The sequence below is a fragment of the Nostoc spongiaeforme FACHB-130 genome, from assembly GCF_014698475.1.
Taxonomy (GTDB): domain Bacteria; phylum Cyanobacteriota; class Cyanobacteriia; order Cyanobacteriales; family Nostocaceae; genus Nostoc_B; species Nostoc_B spongiaeforme.
This window is the reverse complement of the sequence record NZ_JACJTB010000001.1, coordinates 268454-290506: the sequence shown is the minus strand read 5'-3', so window position 1 is coordinate 290506 and position 22053 is coordinate 268454. Positions and strand designations below refer to the sequence as shown.

The following is a 22053-nucleotide window of genomic DNA, read 5'->3' as shown; positions in this document are numbered from 1 at the left end:
AATCTATATACGGACAGAGCCTTATGAAGCGGAATAGCGCAGGTAAATTTGTGAATAATTGTGATGGTGAAACTAAACAGCGATTTAGTGTGACGCTAACCGCCACAGCATGGCAATTATTAGATGAACATGCAAAAAAGCAAGGAACTTCGCGCTCGGAGGTGATTGAACAGTTTGCTCGTAGTTTGATTCAGCCAGAACAACAAACTGTACAGTTCACAGATGAAAACCATCCCAGCAAGGCTTACTGCCAACAAACTGAAAAAACACTCCATCAAAGTGAAGAGCGACTGAGAATTGCTCAACAAGCTGCTAATGCTGGTGTGTGGGACTGGGAAATTACCACTAATCAAGTTACCTGGTCGGCAGAATATTATCAACTTTATGGTCTTGATCCCACCTTGACACCAGCTTCTTATGAAAACTGGATTTCATCGATCATTGAACCAGACCGCGATCGCACTGATCAAGCAGCCCGTCAAGCTCTAGAAAACCGCACTGACCTAAATGTAGAATTTCGCATCTTTCATCCCAACAAAGGAAAGCGATGGCTAACCGCCATTGGCAAAACTTTTTACGATGACAATCATCAGCCTATTCGGATGACGGGAATTGCTTTGGATATTACAGAACGCAAATTCTCGGAAGCAGCCTTGTTGGACAGTGAAGAACGCTATCGATATTTAGCCGAATCTATCCCCCAATTAGTTTGGACAGCCGATGCAAACGGCGTACTGATTGATGTCAATCAACGTTGGTGTAATTTTACTGGGTTTACACTGTCACAAGCAAACACCGAAGGCTGGCAAGCAGTGGTTCATCCTGATGATGCACCTAGACTAACTGAAAATTGGGTAATTGCTCAACAAAATGGCAGTTACTATCAAGCAGAAGGCAGAATGCGCCGAGCCGATGGGACATATCGATGGCATTTACATCAAGCAATCCCGTTAAAGAATGACCAGGGTCAAGTAATTAAATGGTTTGGAACAGCTACAGATATTGAAGACCAAAAACAACTAGAACAACAACGTATTCTGCTGCTGCAACAAGAACAAGCCGCTAGAGAACAAGCAGAAACCGCCAACCGCATTAAAGATGAATTTTTGGCTGTTCTATCTCATGAGTTACGTACACCCCTCAATCCGATTCTTGGCTGGTCGCGGTTACTACAATCCCAACATCTAGACTCAGCAAAAACCACCGAAGCCCTTAAAACTATTGAACGTAATGCCAAACTCCAAGCCCAATTAATTGAAGATTTATTAGATATCTCTCAAATTTTACAAGGCAAACTCAGTCTGAGTGTCGCTTCTGTAGATTTGACCACAGTAATTAAAGGTGCAATCGAAATAGTTCAACTAGCAGCCCAAGCAAAGTCAATTACCGTACGGACAATTTTGGCATCAAATGTGGGGCAAGTAGCTGGAGATTTTAACCGTTTACAACAAATTGTGTGGAATCTACTCTCCAATGCCCTCAAGTTTACTTCGTCAGGCGGTCGGGTAGAAATTCGTCTAGAACGCTTAGAATCATTTGCTCAAATTACAGTCAGTGATAATGGCAAAGGTATTTCTCCCGAATTTTTACCTTATGTGTTTGATTACTTCCGTCAAGCTGATAGCGCAACAACCAGAAAGTTTGGCGGTTTAGGTTTAGGACTAGCCATTGTGCATTATTTAGTTGAGTTACATGGTGGCACAGTTCAGGCTCAGAGTTTCGGAGAAGGACGAGGGGCAACTTTTACGCTAAAACTACCACTCATCCCTACTTACCAGCAATTACATCCACCCAGTCAGCAGCCAGAGTCAGCCTTAAGCTTAAATGACATCAAGCTTTTAGTTGTCGATGATGATGCTGATAACTGTGAGTTTGTGGCGTTTGTTCTGGAACAGGAAGGTGCAGAAGTTGCAATGGCGAATTCTGCAACACAAGCCTTGCAAACCCTGAAGTATTTCCAACCAGATATCTTGTTAAGTGATATCGGAATGCCCCAAGTCGATGGCTATATGTTAATCAAGCAAGTGCGAAGTTTACCGCCAGACCAGGGGGGAAATATTAAAGCGATCGCTCTTTCTGCTTATGCTGGAGAACTCAACGCTCAACAAGCCATTCATGCTGGCTTCCACCGCCACATTTCTAAACCAGTCGAACCAGAACAGTTAATCACCGCCATTCTTGAATTACAAGCATTTTAAGTGATATTTATCAATATACTAGACACCTCAAGCAATATTACTATATAGTAATATTATGAATAAATAAATTATTGAGGTTTAGGCATAATGTTATTCCGCCAACTATTTGACGTAGAAACAAGTACATATACTTATTTGATTGCTGATTTAGAGACAAAAACGGCGATTTTGGTTGATCCGGTGTTAGAACAAGTGGAGCGCGATCGCCAATTGCTGCAAGAATTAGGATTAACGCTCAAATATTGTTTAGAAACCCACATCCACGCCGATCATATTACTGGCACAGCAAAACTGCGGGAAATAACAGGTTGTTTGGGAATTGTGCCAGAAAATGCCCAAGCCGGATGTGCTGATAGATTTATGAAAGATGGCGAAGTTATAGAATTAGGCAGCGTCAAAGTAGAAGCGATCGCCACCCTCGGCCATACTGATAGCCATAATGCCTATTTTGTGAATGGTACTCACCTACTCACTGGAGACTCACTATTTATTCGTGGTTGTGGACGGACAGACTTTCAGAGTGGCAACGCCGGAATGATGTACGATGCTGTCACTCAAAAATTATTCACATTGCCCGACGAAACCTTAGTTTATCCTGGTCATGACTATCGTGGTCATACAGTTTCCACCATTGGCGAAGAAAAACAATTAAACCCTCGGTTTACTGGACGTAACCGCGAAGAATTTATCCAATTAATGGCAAACCTAAATTTACCCAACCCGAAAAAAATCATGGAAGCCGTACCCGCCAACCAACGCTGCGGTAACGTGGCGGCGTAATTAATAAGGGGAGTAGGGAATGGGGAGTAGGGAGTAGGGGGAAGAAATTTTTGTAATCTACTTCTATGTAAATCCCATTCACAGAATTTCTGCGTGCTTTTCTCTACGCGGCAGATGCTTCAAGTCGGGGAACCCGCCCAACGCACTGCCTTGCCTCTGCGCCTTTGCGTGAGACAAAAAATTTCCAGATTTCACCATATCTCTGCGTTTAAAAATATTCCTCAAAGGTAAACAGTAATGACCACTTCTCAGACACACAAATTACAAACCATTGATGCTCAAACACTCCAACAATTACTCAAACAACAAACTGTCACCCTGATAGATGTACGTGAACCATCTGAATATGCCGGAGAACATATTCCCAATGCAACACTAATGTCCTTGTCCAAATTTGATCCGCTCAAAGTTCCGCAAACCCAAGACACCCAAGTAGTTCTTTACTGTCGTTCTGGAAATCGTTCAACAATGGCGGCGCAAAAACTATTTGATGCGGGATTTACAGAAGTCACCCATCTCAACGGCGGGATGACAGCTTGGAAAGCCGCAGGTTATCCCACCAAAATTAACCAAAATGCCCCAATTAGTTTAATGCGGCAAGTGCAAATTGTTGCAGGTTCGTTGGTGGTTACAGGCACATTGCTGGGTGCTTTTGTTTCTCCTTGGTTCTTGATTCTGAGTGGCTTTGTCGGAGCCGGATTGATGTTTGCGGGAATTACAGATACCTGCGCGTTAGGAATGCTACTAGCAAAACTGCCTTATAATCAACGGAGCAGCGTATGACCTGGATAATTGGACATATACTAGCTGCTTGTATTGGGTTGAGTTTAGGTTTGATTGGTGGCGGTGGTTCGGTGTTGGCGTTACCAGTTTTAGTTTATGTTATGGGTATACCCACAAAATCTGCGATCGCTATGACTTTGGCGATCGTTGGGACTGTGAGTTTGTTGGGTATAATTCCTCACTGGCGAGCCAAAAACATTCAGTTGAAAACAGCATTGATTTTCGGTTCCGCCACCATGTTGGGAGCATTTATCGGGGCAAAAGTAGCCTTGCTACCCTTTGTTACCGAAACTTTCCAAATGTTGCTGTTTGCCATCATGATGTTATTGGCAGCAGTATTCATGATTCGCCGTAGTTCTCAAAAAACCACTCCAGATGATCAGTTAGCTTTGTATCCTCCACCAGTCTGTCAATATTGCTGGTTGTGGTTAATGACTGAAGGATTAGGTGTGGGAATACTCACTGGCTTGATTGGTGTTGGTGGTGGATTTGCAATTGTTCCGGCTTTAGTGCTTTTGGGAAAAGTACCGATGAAAAAAGCAATTGGTACATCACTCTTGATTATTGTGTTTAATTCAATGGCTGGCTTTTTGAGCTATTGGGGACATATTTCTTTCAATTGGCAGTTGATGTTATCTTTTATTGTGGCTGCTAGTGCTGGAACAATTGTTGGTGCATATTTAGCAGAATTTGTTCCTGCTCATAGACTGCAAAAAAGCTTCGGCTATTTTTTACTAGCAGTTGCAGCTTTAGTACTGTTCCAAAATCGCCATTCTTTTCAATCCAGCAAAGTATCAGAATACACGCCTAACATTCGTGATCGACTTTATATTTCTGCGAACAAGAATCATAATACCAATACTATATAGTAATATAGTAAATAGATATATTTAGTCATGAGTATGTTAGAAAATTCACCTGCTGCTCTTGGGCCAATTGCAGACTATTTTAAAGTACTGTCCGAAACTAGCAGGCTCCAAGTTTTGTGCAGTTTAAAATCAGGTAGCAAAAACGTCTCAGAAATTATCGAAGCTACCGGACTCGGACAAGCCAATGTGTCTAAACATTTAAAAATTTTGGCACAAGCAGGTATTGTTCATCGTCAACCACAAGGAGTCAGTATTTACTATGAGATTGTTGACCCTTTAATTTTTGAAATCTGCGAACTGGTGTGCGATCGCCTCTCGATTCGTTTAGAACAACAAACGGCGCAGTTAAAACAACTAGAAGCATTACGCAGCCGTTGATAGCAAGCACTTTTCCATAACATTGATACCGCGCAGTTTAGTGACTAAACTGCGTTTATTTTTAGTTGACTATATTACCAGTAGGTTATATAGTAAATAAATAACAAGCGAGCCTTGTTAATTTTGCACCATTCCATTCACATCTATAGAACAATGACAACGCTTATAAATCAGCGCGGTAGCGCCAACTTATGGGAAAAATTTGCTAACTGGATCACCAGTACTGAAAATCGAATGTATGTTGGTTGGTTTGGAGTCATTTTGATTCCTACAGCTTTAACTGCTGCGATCGTTTTTATCTTGGCATTTATCGCCGCACCACCAGTTGATGTCGATGGTATCCGAGAACCTGTATCGGGTTCACTGTTGTATGGCAATAACATTATTACTGCTACTGTAGTTCCTACTTCAGCCGCTATTGGCCTGCACTTATACCCCATTTGGGAAGCGGCTTCTCTAGATGAATGGCTGTATAACGGCGGCCCTTATCAGATGATTGTGCTGCACTTCTTACTAGCTATCTATGCCTATATGGGTAGGCAGTGGGAATTGAGTTATCGCCTAGGAATGCGCCCTTGGATTCCTGTAGCTTTTTCAGCTCCCGTAGCAGCAGCAACCGCCTTATTGTTGATTTATCCCATTGGACAGGGTAGTTTTTCTGATGGCATGATGCTAGGGATTTCGGGAACTTTTAACTTCATGATTGTGTTTTCACCAGAACACAACATTCTGATGCACCCATTTCACATGATTGGTGTTGCAGGCGTATTTGGTGGCGCTTTGTTCTCTGCAATGCACGGTTCTTTAGTAACTTCCACATTGGTGCGGGAAACATCTGAAGCAGAATCAGCCAACATTGGTTATAAATTTGGTCAAGAAGGCGAAACTTACAACATCGTAGCTGCACACGGTTACTTTGGGCGCTTAATCTTCCAATACGCCAGCTTTAATAATTCTCGTTCCTTACACTTCTTTTTAGCGGCTTGGCCAGTAATTGGCATTTGGTTTGCAGCTTTAGGCATCAGCACAATGTCATTTAACTTGAATGGTTTTAACTTTAATAACTCGATTTTGGATCACCAAGGACGCACAATTAACACTTGGGCAGACCTCCTGAATAGAGCTAACCTTGGTATTGAAGTCATGCACGAGCGCAATGCTCACAATTTCCCTCTAGACTTAGCATCTGGTGAACCTCAACCAATAGCACTGGCCGCACCTGTAATTGCTAGTTAGTTATCCTGGATTTCTCTCTTGTGAGAAATCCAGAGGTGTGGGAGGTGTGGGAGGTGTGGGAGGGGTGGGAAGTGTGGGAGGATGGTGAAGAAATCTTTCCCCCCACACTCCCCTCTCTCCCCACACCCCGCTACCCATACGTGAGAAATTCGGGTTATCAGTTTTTCTTGGTGAGTCATATTATCTTTGCACCCTCAAAAAGAGGGTGTTTTTTTGTTAGTTGTTTGATGAATAGAGTTAGAAGAAACAAGTGTTAAAAAAGTCTCATTCCTCGTGCTAGAAGCGCCGCAAACAAAGGAATGAAGGCAAGACCAATTAATTCACCTTTAATTAGCCAAGATAGTCGCTGTAATTTTGGTAATTCAATATGAGGTGGTTTGTTATCCCGCAGGTTTTTAATCCAAGATAAAAATGAAAAGGTGGGGTAAAGAAACAACAAACTAACTAAAATAAAAATGCCAACCTTGATATAAAAAACAGAACTGTTGAGATAATAATCAGTTCCTTTGCCAAAATAAATAACTCTCAATATCCCTGTAATAACGATTGTAATGGCAGATAAACCATAAATGGCATCTGCCATAACTACTGTCCACGCTTCTGTTAGATTAATATCTTTCTTTAATATCTGGTTTTCAAGCACTAATGCTCCAAATGCCGTCATAAAACTGAGATAATGTAAATATGCTGTAATTGCACTTCTCCACATTGTTTTTCCTTGAAAGATTATATGTACAAAGATGGCAAATAATTCTCATAAAATTGCTATGAGAAGCTGCACTCTATGAATCCTGTAGAGACTTTTCTACAAAATCTCTACAACAACAATAAATTGCATTTTCAATGAGAAATGTATCAAATGCCATCTATATGTCTAATCACTTTTAAAGTCAGTTGCTATCTACAACCACCAGGGTTTTTCCTCGGTGCGAGGATCTGTTTCTGTCCAGGGTGATATCACAATACTGTGATCCATTTAGTTATAAAAATAATATAATTATATTCCTAGCTAGTTAAATAAGCTACGGAAACTCAAGTGTGATGAACAGGATCAGTAAGCTAGTGTGAATATTTATCTTTTACGCCTGTGCTAGATGTTCAAAATGGGGTATTAAATATGGTTCATGTCGTCGTAATCGGTGCAGGGATTGGTGGTTTACCAACAGCTTATGAACTACGGCATTTATTACCCAAATGCGATCGCATTACGTTGATTTCTGACAACCCCAAATTTACCTTTATTCCTTCCTTACCTTGGGTAGCCTTAGATTTAACCCCCTTAGAAAATGTGCAATTAGATATAAAAACTTTGCTTCGAGGGCGGGGAATTGAATGGCTAGAAGGAAAAGTTACAAATCTTGACCCCTATAACCAAACCCTAAATGTTGCGGGAAAAATTATTGATTACGACTATGCTGTGATTGCTACAGGCGCATCCTTAGCACTGGATAGTGTACCGGGGTTAGGCCCAGAACAAGGTTATACCCAATCTGTATGTAATCCCCATCACGCCTTATTAGCGCAGCAGGAATGGCGAAAATTTATTGAGAATCCGGGGCCTTTGGTAGTTGGTGCAGTACCGGGAGCAAGCTGTTTTGGGCCTTTGTATGAGTTTGCTTTACTAGCAGATTATGTTTTGCGAAGAAGGGGTTTGCGTCACAAAGTACCCATTACTGTAGTCACACCAGAACCCTATGCAGGTCATTTGGGTATTGGGGGAATGACAAATTCTGCTGAGTATGTGACTCAAATGCTACAGCAACAAAATATTGAATGTCTGGAAAATGCGGCTATTGTCGAGATTAGTCCGCAAAAGATTACCTTAGCAGATGGTCAGATTTTACCTTTTCAATACTCAATGCTCATCCCACCTTTCCACGGCGCAAAATTTTTACAGTCAATACCAGGGTTGACTGACAACAAAGGATTTTTACCCACTTTACCCACATACCAACATCCAAAGTTTCCTTCAATATATAGTTTGGGTGTGGTGGTGCAGTTAACTTCACAAGAAAAGACACCGATATCAATTGGTGTACCTAAAACCGGACAAATGACCGAAGCAATGGGAATGGCTGTGGCGCATAACATTGCGAGGGAATTGGGAGTAATTCAAGCCTCTCCAGTTACAGCAACCCTAGAAGCAATTTGTATGGCAGATTTTGGCGATCGCGGTATAGTTTTTGTGGCTGCACCAGTACTACCAGATTTTGTAACTGAAAAACGCCGGATTGCTGTAGCGAAACGGGGTCGTTGGGTAAGTTGGCTGAAGCTGGCGTTTGAGAAATTTTTCTTAACTAAAATGCGTTTGGGGATGTCTGTACCTTGGTTTGAGCGTTGGGGTTTGCGAATTTTGGGTTTATCTTTAGTGGAACCGCTTTCAAAGTCGTCCAGGTTGAGTTTAGAAGATATTGCCCATAGTCAGCCAAACACATTACCTGTCAATGATAGGTTTCTCTAGATACAATGCACTTAGCTTTCTTGTTGAGGAACTTCTCATAGATGTGTCCAGTAAGTGTTCGGGCTAGTAACTCTACGCGCAACCTAGAAACTGGTGTAGCAAAACTGTGGCTGTTGTTAGTGGGAGTTAATCAATATCAAGATGAGCGCATACCTTGTTTACGTTATTCTGCACAAGATTGCCAAGGTTTAAGCACAGCTTTAAGTGCAGCAACGGCGGGATTTCCGCAAAAAGAATTGCGAGTTTATTGTGATTATAGTGAGCATTTACCTTTATTAGAAAATGTCCGCAATAGTTTAAAAGAAATTGCGGCGGCGGCTCAAGCTATAGATACAATATTAGTTTATTTTTCTGGTCATGGAATGTTAGAACCATCTCATAAACAGGTGGTTTTGTGTTTGCAAGATACTCAACAAGATAATTTAATTAATACTGGCTTGCAATTACAAGAATTATTGCAAATATTAGAAAATAGTGCCGCCCAACAACAGTTAGTTTGGTTGGATGCTTGTCATAGTGGTGATTTGACCTTTGTGGGCGCAAGGGGCGAAAAAAATCCTTTACTGGATTCTACACAAGAATTAGTAGAAATTCTCCGCCAACGGGCAGCCAAAAGAAAGGGATTTTATGCTTTATTGTCTTGCGATCGCGGTCAACAATCTTGGGAATTTCCCCAATTAGGTCACGGAGTTTTTACTTACTATTTAATTCGCGGATTGCGCGGAGAAGCCGCCGATTCTCAAGGAATTATTGAAGCTGATGGATTGTACCGCTATGTTTATCATCAAACACTAGCATATATAGATAAAGCTAATCAACAATTGCGAGTTATTAATCAACTCAAAAAAGGTAGAGGCGAAAATCAAATTCATTCCGAATATACTTTGCAAACACCAAAGCGAATTGTCGAAGGTGTGGGTGAGGTAATTTTAGGACTAAAACCCAATCATAAAGGTGCTACACGTCATCCCCGCCAAGGTTTAATTATTGATGGATTGTCTCAGATTAAAAGTGCTTCAGCTTTCATCAAAACACTCAGCAATTCTGGTAATTTTGAAATTAATTATTGGAACGGACGTGGTAATAATATAAATTCAGATGTCCGCAAAGCCATTCAAAAGTGCTTACTTTCAGAATCTTTCTCGGAATCACCCAAAGAATATCAAATCCAAGAAACTGCCACAATATTTTTATATCTACGTGGACAAATTCAAGAAACATCAACAGGTGAAGCAGTATTAGTATTAGCTGATGATACCGTGATTCATCGTGCTTGGTTACGCAAACAGTTACGCCTGTGTAAGTCACAACAAATTATTATTTTAGATTGTCCTTTTCCCAATAATAATATCCGTGATTGGGTAGAAGAATTACAACTAGGCACAGATGCTGGACAATGTTTAATAGCTAGTACAGCACCAGATAATGCGAGTGAAATTTTTGCTAAGACCTTATTAGATATCTTCAATCAAGATAAGCAATCTTCTGGACTCACAGCCGCTAGTTTAATTACCCAATTACAAATAAATTTAGCATCCAGTGAAGTTAAATTATACTTTTGGTTATCTGGTTCCCAAGGAATTATTGAAGTTTTCCCAGAGAAGACTTCATTTGCCACTGAAAGTTCTACCCAAGCAACTGAAGAGATAGATGATTTAAGTTCATCTGTAGGCATAGATTACTCTCAATTGCGAGATTTATTACAAGCTGGTAGATGGTTAGAAGCCGATGCAGAAACCACAAATCTGATACTAAAAATGGCAGAAAGAGAACAACAACGCCACCTTGATTTGCAGAGTTTAGAAAATTTACATTGTGTTGATTTTCTGACTATCGATCGCCTGTGGGTAAAATACAGTCACGGAAACTTCGGTTTTAGTGTCCAGCAACGCATTTATCAAAGTATTGCGAGTTCTGCATCAGACCCGGTGTTATCTTTAATGCTGGGTAGTGCCAAAGTTGCAGCGTCGGAAACTTGCATTGATTTTGCTAACCGAGTTGGCTGGCGGTTAAAAGATGCTTGGCTGAGTTATGACAACCTCACTTGGACAGAAGATGCACCGATGGGACATTTGCCGTTTTTTGGCTTTTTTGAGTCGGTTTGGCGCGTCAAAGTCTTAGGTGTTTGGGAATGGCATAGTGCGATCGCTACAGCTAATTGGTGGCAATTATGCGTTAACCTGTTCTTACGCCTAGAAGTTTGTCAAACGACTAAGTAAGTCGGTGGGAAAAAACCTAACTATGTTACGCAAGATTAACTAAGCTAAAAACCTCTTGCCTCCTGCCTTATCCTGACGATAAATATTCACAACGACCTACCTAGCACTAGTTACAAGTACTTTTTGACTTTTAAGCAGGTAAGGAGAATAGCTCATGATGTTTCCTTAAAATTTAGAGCTGATGACATAGTTAATCTGTGAGAAATGCTCATCAGATTCTGGCATTAATCTAGATGTTTGCTGTGGCGATCGCTTCTAACTGTTGAAGTAATAAATATCTCTAACTAAAGAGTTAGAGAAAATTCATGTTTATTTCATGATTCTCTGAAATCTTGCAAGCATATAGTTAATAACAGATGCAACTAACAAAAAAAACAGTTATACAAGCCATATTTATATTTTTATCAAATATCATCCCTAAGATAGTTTATTAAAATTTATTTTTCAGAAAATATTTATTGAGGAATATATCTCAATTTCTCAAATATGAAAGTTATTTAAAAGCTAAAATTTTTAATAGGTTAACACAAATTATTTTAAGCAAAAATTAACTATATTGTATGAATAAATTTAGGAACAACTATGCTTGCTCTACCTCTCAATAGCCAAAATCTCCCGTACCCAGACCCCATACACCCCATCATCGTACATTTTGTAATTGCGATGGTACTACTATCATTTGTTTTTGATGTAGCAGGTTATTTTATTCATAACGTACGTTTGTTTGAAGTTAGCTTCTGGAATTTGCTAGTCGCTGCCGTAGCCATTTTTTTAGCGGTCATATTTGGACAATTTGAAGCAGGTTTAGCACAAGTCTACACAGCAGTTCAACCAACACTGAATTTTCATACAATTATGGGTTGGTCACTAGCAGTACTAGTCGTTGCCATTACAGCTTGGCGTTTTGTAATTCGTAACCGCAACCCGCTAAAAGTACCGCCTGCTTATCTTGGTGTTGCAACCTTCTTAATTTGTTTAGTTTTTTTGCAAGTATATCTAGGCAGCAAATTATTTTGGGTATACGGGTTGCATGTTGAGCCTGTCGTTGAAGCAATGAAGCAGGGAGTTTGATGATGAACTCGCCATTGATTGACTCTTTAAGATTGCATCTAGGTGCAAACGGACTACCTTATGAAATTCCTATACATCCACAGTTGGTGCATTTAACATTAGGTTTATTCATCGTTGGTATTTTGTTTGACATAGCAGGAACATTTTTTTCTATAGAGAAACCAATATTTAAATTTTTAGGTCTCACTGCTATCCGTTCTGGCTTTTTTGATGTTGGCTGGTACAACTTAATAGCAGCCGCTATTGTGACATTTTTCACGGTTGCATTTGGTTTTTTCGAGCTTCTGCTGGCCAATCCATCAGTTGATGATAAAAGTGATTGGGGGTTAAATCCTGGTTGGACAATGCTTTTGCATGGTTTAGGTGGTGTTTTATTGTTGGGGATGATTGTTGCTATGACAATATGGAGAAGTTTGCAACGTTATCGTTGGCGCAAAGGCGCTTCTAGACAAGTGCAGTGGAGTTATTTATTAGCAGGTATTGCAATATTAGGTCTTTTATATGTTCACGGAACTTTAGGAGCGCATCTAGGAGAACAATTCGGGATTCATGTAACAGCGGCTAATTTAATCCAGAATGGTGCAAATCCCAGTTTATTAATTAAATAATTAACCAAAAAATTCTCGAATTTTATGTTTAGATTTTTGGAATATTTATTAATAGCTTTTTGTATAGCAGTTTTGCTTGTACTCAGTCATTGGCTTGGACAGCAAGCTTATGCTTGGATGCCACCTGAAGCTACAGCAGAAGCACAAAAAGTCGATAATTTATTTAGCTTTTTAGTCTCAGTCGGAGCATTTATTTTCCTTGGCTTGGTGGGAATGATGACATATTCAATCCTGTTTTTCCGCGCCCCCAAGGAAGATTATACTGAAGGACATCCCTCCAGAGGAGATGTGAGGCTAGAAATACTCTGGACAGCAACTCCAACATTATTAGTAATTTGGATTGCATTTCAAGGATTTAATATTTATCAGCAATTAAATATTTTAGGTTTACAGCAAATTGTACATTTGCATCCATCTTTAGAAGAAGTAGCAGCCGCAGCAGAAATCAGCGATGTTCCTAACCCCGCCGATGAAACTATTGAAGTTTTCGTCAAACAATGGCATTGGTCATTTCTCTATCCCAATAATGTCACCAGTAATGAATTACATCTAGTGGTAAATCGTCGTACTCGTTTAAATATGCACTCTCAGGAAGTGATTCACGGGTTTTATATTCCTGAATTTCGTTTAAAGCAAGATATAGTTCCTGGACGAAATATTGACCTTGTAGTCACACCAATTCGCACAGGTAAATACACATTGAATGATTCTCAATTTAGTGGGACTTACTTTGCACTGATGGATGCAGATGTATACGTAGAACCAATTGAGCAATATAACCAATGGCTTACTCAAATAGCTAGTCAACCGATAACTATTAACAATCAGGCTGTAGCTGAATCTACCCAACCGCCAAAGACATTATTTAAAACTAGCTGGCACACTGTCACCCCCGCAGAAAGCGCCGTTGCTCACAAAAGGATGGTAAGCAATGACACATGATTCCGATGCAAGTATGTCTACTGTTGCTAATTCAGAAAATTCCACCAACCAGACTGTTGATAACTGGCGACAATACTTCAGCTTTAGCACCGACCATAAAGTTATCGGTGTGCAGTACATGGTCACGACCTTCATTTTCTTCCTGATTGGCGGTTTGTTGGCAATGCTCATCCGTGCCGAACTACTTACCCCAGAACTAAATGTCGTTGACCGTCCGCTCTACAACAGCTTGTTTTCCATGCACGGGACAATCATGATTTTCCTGTGGATTATCCCATTTAATGCAGGTATTTCTAATTACTTAGTACCGCTGATGATTGGAGCGCCGGATATGGCGTTTCCCCTGCTCAATGCCATTTCTTTTTGGATGATTCCACCAGCGGGGATTTTTTTACTGTCTAGCTTTTTGTTACCTAATGGCCCTGCCCAAGCCGGTTGGTGGTCATATCCACCAGTTAGCTTGCAATTTCCGCCTGGTCAAGCATTTAATGGTGAATTCTTTTGGATTGTTAGCTTACTACTAATTGGTATCTCTTCCATTATGGGGGCAGTCAATTTTGTTACTACCATTTTTTGGATGCGTGCGCCAGGGATGACATTTTTTCGGATGCCTGTGTTTGTCTGGTCAGTTTTGAGCGCACAAATATTGCAGCTAATTAATTTACCTTCTTTGACAGGAGCATTGATATTACTGTTATTTGACTTAGCTTTCGGCACAAATTTCTTTAAACCATTGGAAAATGGCGACCCCATTCTTTATCAACACTTATTTTGGTTTTACTCCCACCCAGCCGTTTATATCATGGCACTGCCAGCTTTTGGGATTTTTGCAGAAGTATTACCAGCTTTCTCGCGTAATCCTTTATTTGGCTATCGCTCATTAGCCCTTGCTTCTTTAGGCATTGCTTTAGTGAGTATTTTTGTTTGGGTGCATCACATGTTCACCAGTGCTACCCCTGGCTGGATGCGAATGACTTTTATGGTTACATCAATGTTGGTTGCTATACCCACAGGTGTGAAGGCCTTCGGTTGGATAGCTACAGTTTGGAAAAGTAAGCTCCACCTAGAAACACCAATGTTGTTTGCAATGGGAGGTGCAGCTATGTTTATTTTTGGTGGTGTGACTGGTGTGATGCTTGCCGCCACACCTTTTGATATTCACGTCAATAATACTTATTTTGTAGTGGGACACTTCCACTACATTGTTTTTAATACCATCACAATGGCTATTTTTGCAGCCATTTACTTTTGGTTTCCGAAGATAACTGGCAGAATGTATGCCGAAGGCTGGGGAAAATTGCACTTTTTGTTGACATTTATCGGTGCTAACTTAACCTTCTTTCCAATGCACCCACTCGGTTTACAAGGAATGGTGCGCCGTATTTCCTCCTACGCCCCACAGTATCAAGGATGGAATGTGATTGCTAGTCTTGGGGGTTTTTTGCTGGGAGTGTCCATACTTCCTTTTATTGCCAACATGATAGGTTCTTGGTTATACGGGCCGAGAGCAGTTAATAATCCTTGGCACGCTACAGGGTTGGAATGGACAACCACCTCACCACCACCGCGAGAAAATTTTGAGGAGATTCCAGTAGTGAAAAGACCACCTTATGACTACGGAGATCCTAAATACTCTGTTATCGAAAATTCCGAAAACCATGAATCTACATAGTATAAAGTCGAAAGTTGACCAAGGACAAATGACCAATGACTAATCAAAAATTATGACCCGTCGCGTTATCCATATAGATGAAAGTCCTATCCGTTTTGAGAAGTGGCGAAGAAATTTGCCACAGTGGTTGCAGCGTTTTTTACCCAGTGGTGGCGGCAAGGCTGAAGACCATCATGGTAAAGGAATGTTCGGGTTTACTGTGTTCCTGCTATCAGAAAGCTTAATTTTTTTGAGTTTTATTTTGACTTATATTGCTCTGCGATTAACCCACTCAAGAAACTGGCTACCTCCTGGTGTTTCGGGGCTAGAAGTATCAACATTTGTGATTATTAATACCATTGTCTTACTTTCTAGCAGTTTTGTAATTCAACCAGCAGAAAATGCTCTGAAACGAGGGAGGTTGAATAAATTTCGCTGGCTTTGGTTAATTACAATCGTTATGGGAACTTATTTCGTAATTGGTCAAATTATTGAGTGGCATAATCTCAATTTTGGCTTAAGTACGGGATTAGTTGGTTCAACATTTTATGTGTTAACTGGTTTCCACGGTCTACATGTTATGACTGGTGTGATTCTCCAGATAATTATGCTTGTCCGTTCCTTTATTCCGGGTAATTATAACAAAGGTCATTTTGGTGCAAGTGCAACCACATTATTTTGGCACTTTGTTGATATTGTTTGGGCATTTCTATTTCCATTGCTTTACTTATGGCGAGTATAAAAAATCTTAAAAAGTTAGAGTATTCTAGGAGTAAATTTATGAAGTTATTAGCACAAGAATTACCATCACCACGGTCAATTCAAGAAACTCCACCACCAGGCATAAACCAAGATCCACTTATAGCCAAGAATTTACAAAAAGGTCAATATGTGGGCATTCTGGGACTAGCGATCGCTCTCGTTGCGGCTGTTGGATTTTTTAGCCGCAGAGTGGAATACGCTATTATGTTTGCCATTGCTTTGAGTGCAGTCTTGATTACTTTCTTTTTATTTATTTGATCGGTCAAGAATCAACATTTATTTTCTTCTGCTCATCTTTGTGCAGTAAATCTGTAAAAAATAGAATTGTTATGAACAGCCCAGTTTATCAAACAGTAATTATCGGCGGTGGGTTTACTGGATTATTTACCGCCTTACATTTAGCTCATGAGCATTATCCACGTTCTGTAATTTTGATTGATAAAAATGAGCGATTTTGCTTTAAGCCATTGCTTTATGAATATTTTGATGGCGAAATGGATTCGATTCAAGTAGTACCGCGTTTTTCGGAATTGCTTAAAGGGAGTGGAGTTATCTTTGTGCAGGATACAGTACAGTCAATAAACTTGCATCAACGAGAAGTCAAATTAGTTTCGGGTAACTCTTACAATTACAGTAACTTAGTATTAGCTTTGGGTAGTGTAACTGGCTATCATCACGTTGCAGGTGCTAAAGAAAATGCCTTTCCATTTTGGACACAAGCAGATGCGATCACACTTGATAAACATTTACGTGATTGTTTACAAACAGCTATTCAAACAAAAGATGTAGAACAACGCCACAAACTATTAACAGTAGTTGTAGTTGGCGGTGGTGCTTCTGGTGTGGAAATGGCTGCAACTTTAGCTGATTTTCTCCCACATTGGTATAAAGCTTTAGGTGGTAATTCTCAAGAAATTCGCGTAATGATACTCAATCATGGTCACAACATCCTTGATGGAGATATTAACGATCCCTTGCGTCAAATTGCCGAAAAAGAATTACAAAAACGTAGCACAGCTATAGAAATTCTGACCCAAGCAGAAGCTACTGCTGTTCATCCATACACACTTGAATATAAAACTAATGATGAAATTAAAACATTAGAAACACATACTACAGTTTGGACTGCTGGTACTTCTCTCCATCCCCTAATTCAAGATTTACCCATCCCCAAAGAACATCGTGATCATCATCACCGTCCCTTAGTTACTCCCAAGATGCAATTGCTCGATTTTCCAGAAGTCTTTGCAGGTGGTGATTGTGCAGCAGTTGTTGATATTTCCCTACCACCCACAGCACAAGTCGCTTATCAACAAGGCGCAAATATTGCTCATAATTTGAAAGCACTCGCTTTAGGAGAAGACCCCAAACCAGCTAGAGTGAATATCCGAGGCACTCTATTAAAGTTAGGAATTAATGACGCTGCTGCAAATTTATTCAATGTTTTTGAAGTTACAGGTGAACCCGCACATTTAATCCGTCAAGGTACTTATTTAACACTATTACCAACCCCAATTCATGACTTTAAAGCGACGACAGAATGGCTAGATGAAGAAATATTTCATCACCATTTAAACCCTCACGATATTGGTAAAAAAGTTGTACAGGCTGTGGAATTAGTTGGCGCTGGGGTAGTTAGTGTTTTAGTGGCGCGAAAATTACTGCGAATGTTAGGAGATGAAGGTAAAAAAGACAAAAATATTTAGGGGTATAGGTGAGTCACAACTCTTGCACCCATATAACCTGCGTTCAGCTTTGCCGTTGCCGATAGCTTAGGCAGGCTTTGTTTGTATAGCCCCAGACTTCCAGTCTGAGGGCATAATCTTATTGAGAATATTTTTGAATAGATATTGATCATTTGTCCAAAAGGTATTAAAGTGATTGAGAAATTGAGAAATACTCTCAATTAGTTTGGCGAATTAACGCACAATCAAACTCTAATGTTCTCTTTTGTTAAAAAAAAACCACTGTCCCCTATTCAGTGGCAAAAAATATCACGCAGATTCTTACCTTTTCTACTCTGTCTTGTTTTAACTTTAGTAGTCAGTAGTCAAAGTATTAGTTCTGTAACTAAACCAACAGAAATTCTTTGGGATACTTACGGCGTACCGCATATTTATGGGAATAATCCTCAAAATGCTTTCCAGGCTTTTGGGTGGGCGCAGATGCAAAGTCACGGAAATTTACTATTGCGTCTCTACGGTCAAGCGCGAGGCAAAGCAGCAGAATATTGGGGAGAAGATTATCTCGAATCAGATCAATGGGTTCTGACAATGGGTGTACCCAAACGTGCTGATGCTTGGTACACAGCCCAAAGCCCAGCATTCCGTAATTATCTCCAGGCTTTTGCCAACGGCATTAATAACTATGCTAAAAAGCATCCCAATTTAATTGACAATGAAGTCAAAGTAGTGCTACCAGTCACGCCACAAGATGTACTCGCACATTTACAGCGAGTTATGTTGTTTACTTTTGTTGTCGATCCGGGACAGGTAGCTAATATACATCGTACACAGCCTGCCCCTGGTTCTAATGGTTGGGCGATCGCACCAAAAAGGTCAGCCAGTGATAAAGCAATGCTATTAGCCAACCCCCACCTACCTTGGGGAGATTTATTTTTGTGGTACGAAGCCCAAATTACCGCCCCTGGAATGGATGCTTATGGGGCAACATTGGTCGGTATTCCTGTTTTAGCGATCGCCTTCAACGATAATTTAGGTTGGACGCATACCGTCAACACCCATGATGGTTGGGATGTTTACGAACTGAAATTACAACAAGATGGTTATCTTTTCGATAACAAAGTCCGCCCTTTTGAAACAACGAACTTTCCTTTAAAAATCAAGCAAAAAGACGGTTCTTTCCAAGAGCAAACTTTCACAGTCAAAAGTTCTATTCATGGCCCTGTAGTTAGCGCCAAAGAAGGAAAAACCCTCGCGTTGCGTGTTGTTGGTCAAAACAGTCCCGGCATTTTAGAACAGTGGTGGAATATGGCAAGTTCCAAAAATTTCACCCAATTTCAAAAAGCATTACAACGCTTGCAAATACCCATGTTTACTGTTATGTATGCCGACCGTGAAGGCCATATTATGCACCTATTCAACGGTCTGGTTCCTGTACGCCAACAAGGAGACTTTGCATACTGGCAAAACATCATCCCTGGCGATACCTCAAAAACTCTCTGGACGAAAATGCACCCATATCGAGACTTACCCAGAGTCATAGACCCGCCTAGTGGATGGTTGCAAAATGCCAATGACCCACCTTGGACTACAACTTTTCCCATCGCCATCAAAGCCCAAAATTATCCACCTTATATGGCACCACAATGGCCAATGGATTTCCGCGCCCAACGTTCTGCCAAAATGTTAGCGGAGGATGACAGTATTTCCTTTGAGGAAATGATTACCTACAAACATTCAACGCGAATGGAACTAGCAGAAAGAATCCTCGATGATTTGATTCCTGCTGCCCAAAAACAAGAAAATCCACTAGCACGCCGCGCTGCGGAAGTATTGACAAAATGGGATCGGCAGGCGAATGCCAATAGCCGAGGCGCTGTACTATTTAACGCTTGGGTGGATAATCTCGATTTGAATACAGTATTTAGTACTCCTTGGAATAAAAAATCTCCCCTCACCACACCAGATGGTTTGGCTAATTCACAAAGTGCAGTCAAAGCTTTAGTAGATGCAGCGACAAAAATAGAACAGACTTATGGAAATCTAAATGTCCCTTGGGGTGAGGTTTTTAGATTGCGGTCTGGCAATTTAGACTTACCTGCTAATGGTGGTGATGGCGGAAAAGGTATCTTCCGCACAGTCTATTTTGCCCCAGCTGATAATGGACGCTTCCAAGCATTTAATGGTGATTCTTTTGTTGCGGCTGTAGAGTTTTCACAGCCAGTGAAAGCCAAAGCTCTTACTAGTTATGGTAATGCTACACAACCAAATTCACCCCATATTGGCGATCAACTACCATTATTTGCTCGTCAGGAATTGCGTCCTGTTTGGCGCACCCGCAAAGAAATTACAGCCCACTTAGAAGCGCGTACAGTTTTCTGATGTAAGACTTACGCACCAAGATGATCTGCGGCGATTGATTGGGTTTAGGGGTGAAAGGGTAAAACCATTCCCCCTACTTCTGGTCGCCGAGCGTTCGCGCAGCGTCTCCGTCAGGAGAAGTCGAGGTGCTGCTTCCTCTGCGGCGTTCATGATAATTATTTCATATTGCATTTTTACAAAATTTTTTTTAGTTCTACTGACAAAGTATCTCAATAAATCTGATAAGATATGCTCAAAGCTTATTGAATATATATCTCAATAAGTTTGGCAGTTATATAGCTAACATCAGATATTGCATCCAAAGCCCAGAAGCTTTAGCCAATTAAGATGCAAAACTGCGTTTTGTCTGTTGTTTTCAACAGACATAGTTTATTTTGCTGCAAATATCATCGCCAAGAGCTAGATATTTGTTGATTATCAATAGTAAGTTTTCTCAATATTGGGGTTGAAGATGTCGCAAAAAATTGGCTTATTCTACGGTACTCAAACAGGTAAGACTGAATCTGTGGCGGAAATCATTCGGGATGAATTTGGTAATGGTGTGGTAGAACTGCACGATATTTCTCAAGCGGATACTGCTGATTTTGACGAGTATCAATATCTGATTATTGGTTGTCCTACTTGGAATGTTGGTGAATTGCAAAGTGATTGGGAAGGCTTTTTTCCCGAACTAGACGACATAAATTTTAGTGGTAAAGTAGTTGCTTATTTTGGCACTGGCGACCAAATTGGATATGCTGATAATTTTCAGGATGCAATGGGAATCTTAGAAGAAAAGATTTCTCAACGCGGGGGAAAAACTGTCGGCTATTGGTCAACTGATGGTTATGACTTTAACGATTCTAAAGCTTTAAAAAATGGCAAGTTTGTCGGATTAGCCATTGATGAGGATAATCAATCCGATTTAACAGATAACCGGATAAAAGATTGGGTATCTCAGTTAAAAAGAGATTTTGGGTTGTAGTGTGAGTATCAGAATTTAGAAGTCAGAAGCCAGAATGAGTAATGAGTAATGAGTAATGAGTAATGAGTAACAAGTTATGCAAGAAATCTCTCAAATTCTTATAAATTCGTGTCCTACTCTGCGGGTTCGCCTTTAAGTGTTCTCGCAAGCGTCAGTCCTATTTACTTGTTACCCATTACTCATGACTCGTAAGTAATTAATTCTCTGTAATTACTTACCTGATGATTGAATGTCATAAATCTTTGAGGTTCTAGAGTTTTTATGTATGATGATATTGATATTGTCTGGATTAGTTCTAGTCCTGTATTGCAGCGTTTTGATCAACCCTTATTACAATACATATCGCAATATGTAAATGTAGCTCAGTGGGAATATCGTTCGGGTAAGGATGAAGGCAATTCTATAGATGAGGCTGTAGATTTATTGGATGAATTTTTATCAGAATGTGCTTACCCAATAAATTTAGCAGGTCATGGTGCGGGTGGTGCGATCGCTCTAACTTATGCGCGACGACATCCTGAAAAAGTGCGATCGCTCGTTCTTTTATCTGTCGCCTCTCAACCCGCAAATACTTGGCATGTCCACTATTATCTGCAACGACAATTATTTCCTATCAGTCGTGAACAGATATTAGCAAATACCGTTCGTCATCTGTTTGGTGAACAACCACATAATACTACCAAAAAACTAATCACCGTATTAAAGCGAGATTTAGAGCAAACACCTTTATCCCACTCTCTTTTTAAGTTAATTGACTTACCTACAGGTGGCGTTTCTATGCCAATGATGGTTTGTGGGAGTCAGAATGATCCGATTGTCAATTCCCCAACATTAGAAAAATGGTTAAAAATGTTTAAACCAGAAGATGATTTCTGGGAGTATTCCAAAGGATATCATTTCTTTCACTACTTCTACCCCCAGCCAGTTGGTGAAGCCATATTACGCTTTTGGCAACCATATCATTCACCAGTAATAGCTAAAAATCAACTATTTTCTAACACTTTGAAAAATTAACCACAGACACTTTATTTATTCTCCACACTTTACTAGGGAAACCTCTCTCCCTC

The 22053-nt window shown here is 40.3% G+C and carries 19 protein-coding genes; 18 read left to right on the top strand and 1 reads right to left on the bottom strand.

Annotated elements, in window-relative coordinates; genetic code table 11:
• The first annotated feature begins 23 nt into the window (after nucleotides 1–23).
• From H6G74_RS01150 to psbA, 6 genes are all read left to right on the top strand, one after another.
• A complete protein-coding gene (locus H6G74_RS01150; protein ID WP_190965909.1) occupies nucleotides 24–2198 on the top strand; it encodes a PAS domain-containing protein in 2175 nt (724 codons plus the stop codon).
• 87 nt (nucleotides 2199–2285) lie between these two features.
• Nucleotides 2286–2978 carry an MBL fold metallo-hydrolase gene (locus H6G74_RS01145; RefSeq protein ID WP_190965908.1) on the top strand — a complete coding sequence of 231 codons (693 nt, stop codon included), beginning with the start codon at nucleotides 2286–2288 and terminating at the stop codon, nucleotides 2976–2978.
• Between the two features lie 237 nt (nucleotides 2979–3215).
• Nucleotides 3216–3761, top strand: coding sequence for a rhodanese-like domain-containing protein (locus tag H6G74_RS01140; RefSeq protein WP_190965907.1), 546 nt, complete (start codon nucleotides 3216–3218; stop codon nucleotides 3759–3761).
• Nucleotides 3758–4630, top strand: a complete 873-nt coding sequence (locus tag H6G74_RS01135) for a sulfite exporter TauE/SafE family protein (protein ID WP_190965906.1) — start codon at nucleotides 3758–3760, stop codon at nucleotides 4628–4630. The genes H6G74_RS01140 and H6G74_RS01135 overlap by 4 nt, the downstream gene beginning before the upstream one ends.
• Nucleotides 4631–4663: 33 nt before the next feature.
• Nucleotides 4664–5008 carry an ArsR/SmtB family transcription factor gene (locus H6G74_RS01130; RefSeq protein ID WP_062293739.1) on the top strand — a complete coding sequence of 115 codons (345 nt, stop codon included), beginning with the start codon at nucleotides 4664–4666 and terminating at the stop codon, nucleotides 5006–5008.
• Between the two features lie 153 nt (nucleotides 5009–5161).
• A complete protein-coding gene (psbA, locus tag H6G74_RS01125; RefSeq protein WP_190965905.1) occupies nucleotides 5162–6244 on the top strand; it encodes a photosystem II q(b) protein in 1083 nt (360 codons plus the stop codon).
• 253 nt (nucleotides 6245–6497) lie between these two features.
• On the opposite strand, the gene H6G74_RS01120 is transcribed toward psbA, so the two are convergent.
• On the bottom strand, nucleotides 6498–6953 hold the full coding sequence (locus tag H6G74_RS01120) for a DUF2214 family protein (protein WP_190965904.1): 456 nt from the start codon (nucleotides 6951–6953) through the stop codon (nucleotides 6498–6500).
• 408 nt (nucleotides 6954–7361) lie between these two features.
• Between H6G74_RS01120 and H6G74_RS01115 the strand changes: the two genes are divergently transcribed.
• The 12 genes from H6G74_RS01115 (at nucleotide 7362) to H6G74_RS01060 (ending at nucleotide 22000) form a co-directional block, all read left to right on the top strand.
• Entirely contained in the window at nucleotides 7362–8705 is a 1344-nt protein-coding gene (locus H6G74_RS01115) for an NAD(P)/FAD-dependent oxidoreductase (protein ID WP_190965903.1), read from the top strand.
• Nucleotides 8706–8746: 41 nt separating this feature from the next.
• Complete coding sequence (locus H6G74_RS01110; RefSeq protein WP_190965902.1) at nucleotides 8747–10924, top strand: GUN4 domain-containing protein; 2178 nt, start codon at nucleotides 8747–8749, stop codon at nucleotides 10922–10924.
• 582 nt (nucleotides 10925–11506) lie between these two features.
• On the top strand, nucleotides 11507–11995 hold the full coding sequence (locus tag H6G74_RS01105) for a DUF2231 domain-containing protein (protein WP_190965901.1): 489 nt from the start codon (nucleotides 11507–11509) through the stop codon (nucleotides 11993–11995).
• Between the two features lie 2 nt (nucleotides 11996–11997).
• Nucleotides 11998–12603: a DUF2231 domain-containing protein gene (locus H6G74_RS01100; RefSeq protein WP_190966099.1), complete on the top strand. Its 606-nt coding sequence runs from the start codon at nucleotides 11998–12000 to the stop codon at nucleotides 12601–12603.
• Nucleotides 12604–12627: 24 nt separating this feature from the next.
• Nucleotides 12628–13545 (top strand): cytochrome c oxidase subunit II, encoded by a 918-nt coding sequence (locus tag H6G74_RS01095; RefSeq protein ID WP_190965900.1) that lies wholly within the window; start codon nucleotides 12628–12630, stop codon nucleotides 13543–13545.
• The gene (locus tag H6G74_RS01090; protein ID WP_190965899.1) at nucleotides 13535–15217 is read left to right on the top strand and encodes a cytochrome c oxidase subunit I; all 1683 of its coding nucleotides are present in this window, start codon (nucleotides 13535–13537) and stop codon (nucleotides 15215–15217) included. Before H6G74_RS01095 ends, H6G74_RS01090 begins: the two co-directional genes overlap by 11 nt.
• 52 nt (nucleotides 15218–15269) lie before the next feature.
• On the top strand, nucleotides 15270–15938 hold the full coding sequence (locus tag H6G74_RS01085) for a cytochrome c oxidase subunit 3 (RefSeq protein WP_190965898.1): 669 nt from the start codon (nucleotides 15270–15272) through the stop codon (nucleotides 15936–15938).
• 38 nt (nucleotides 15939–15976) lie between these two features.
• Nucleotides 15977–16216 (top strand): hypothetical protein, encoded by a 240-nt coding sequence (locus tag H6G74_RS01080; protein WP_190965897.1) that lies wholly within the window; start codon nucleotides 15977–15979, stop codon nucleotides 16214–16216.
• 71 nt (nucleotides 16217–16287) lie between these two features.
• Nucleotides 16288–17664, top strand: coding sequence for an NAD(P)/FAD-dependent oxidoreductase (locus H6G74_RS01075; RefSeq protein ID WP_190965896.1), 1377 nt, complete (start codon nucleotides 16288–16290; stop codon nucleotides 17662–17664).
• 234 nt (nucleotides 17665–17898) lie between these two features.
• Nucleotides 17899–20022 (top strand): acylase, encoded by a 2124-nt coding sequence (locus H6G74_RS01070; RefSeq protein ID WP_190965895.1) that lies wholly within the window; start codon nucleotides 17899–17901, stop codon nucleotides 20020–20022.
• Between the two features lie 451 nt (nucleotides 20023–20473).
• On the top strand, nucleotides 20474–20986 hold the full coding sequence (fldA, locus tag H6G74_RS01065; protein WP_190965894.1) for a flavodoxin FldA: 513 nt from the start codon (nucleotides 20474–20476) through the stop codon (nucleotides 20984–20986).
• A gap of 261 nt (nucleotides 20987–21247) precedes the next feature.
• On the top strand, nucleotides 21248–22000 hold the full coding sequence (locus tag H6G74_RS01060; protein ID WP_190965893.1) for an alpha/beta fold hydrolase: 753 nt from the start codon (nucleotides 21248–21250) through the stop codon (nucleotides 21998–22000).
• The last annotated feature ends 53 nt before the right edge of the window (nucleotides 22001–22053 follow it).

Bases quoted from the DNA above. Each gene is read 5' to 3' on its own strand.
- H6G74_RS01110 (WP_190965902.1), top strand. From the start codon at position 8,747: ATGTGTCCAGTAAGTGTTCGGGCTAGTAACTCTACGCGCAACCTAGAA.
- H6G74_RS01145 (WP_190965908.1), top strand. From the start codon at position 2,286: ATGTTATTCCGCCAACTATTTGACGTAGAAACAAGTACATATACTTAT.
- H6G74_RS01075 (WP_190965896.1), top strand. From the start codon at position 16,288: ATGAACAGCCCAGTTTATCAAACAGTAATTATCGGCGGTGGGTTTACT.
- H6G74_RS01135 (WP_190965906.1), top strand. From the start codon at position 3,758: ATGACCTGGATAATTGGACATATACTAGCTGCTTGTATTGGGTTGAGT.
- H6G74_RS01090 (WP_190965899.1), top strand. From the start codon at position 13,535: ATGACACATGATTCCGATGCAAGTATGTCTACTGTTGCTAATTCAGAA.
- H6G74_RS01095 (WP_190965900.1), top strand. From the start codon at position 12,628: ATGTTTAGATTTTTGGAATATTTATTAATAGCTTTTTGTATAGCAGTT.
- H6G74_RS01070 (WP_190965895.1), top strand. From the start codon at position 17,899: ATGTTCTCTTTTGTTAAAAAAAAACCACTGTCCCCTATTCAGTGGCAA.
- fldA (WP_190965894.1), top strand. From the start codon at position 20,474: ATGTCGCAAAAAATTGGCTTATTCTACGGTACTCAAACAGGTAAGACT.
- H6G74_RS01130 (WP_062293739.1), top strand. From the start codon at position 4,664: ATGTTAGAAAATTCACCTGCTGCTCTTGGGCCAATTGCAGACTATTTT.
- H6G74_RS01105 (WP_190965901.1), top strand. From the start codon at position 11,507: ATGCTTGCTCTACCTCTCAATAGCCAAAATCTCCCGTACCCAGACCCC.
- H6G74_RS01150 (WP_190965909.1), top strand. From the start codon at position 24: ATGAAGCGGAATAGCGCAGGTAAATTTGTGAATAATTGTGATGGTGAA.
- H6G74_RS01100 (WP_190966099.1), top strand. From the start codon at position 11,998: ATGAACTCGCCATTGATTGACTCTTTAAGATTGCATCTAGGTGCAAAC.
- H6G74_RS01060 (WP_190965893.1), top strand. From the start codon at position 21,248: ATGTATGATGATATTGATATTGTCTGGATTAGTTCTAGTCCTGTATTG.
- H6G74_RS01085 (WP_190965898.1), top strand. From the start codon at position 15,270: ATGACCCGTCGCGTTATCCATATAGATGAAAGTCCTATCCGTTTTGAG.
- H6G74_RS01115 (WP_190965903.1), top strand. From the start codon at position 7,362: ATGGTTCATGTCGTCGTAATCGGTGCAGGGATTGGTGGTTTACCAACA.
- H6G74_RS01140 (WP_190965907.1), top strand. From the start codon at position 3,216: ATGACCACTTCTCAGACACACAAATTACAAACCATTGATGCTCAAACA.
- psbA (WP_190965905.1), top strand. From the start codon at position 5,162: ATGACAACGCTTATAAATCAGCGCGGTAGCGCCAACTTATGGGAAAAA.
- H6G74_RS01120 (WP_190965904.1), bottom strand. From the start codon at position 6,953: ATGTGGAGAAGTGCAATTACAGCATATTTACATTATCTCAGTTTTATG.
- H6G74_RS01080 (WP_190965897.1), top strand. From the start codon at position 15,977: ATGAAGTTATTAGCACAAGAATTACCATCACCACGGTCAATTCAAGAA.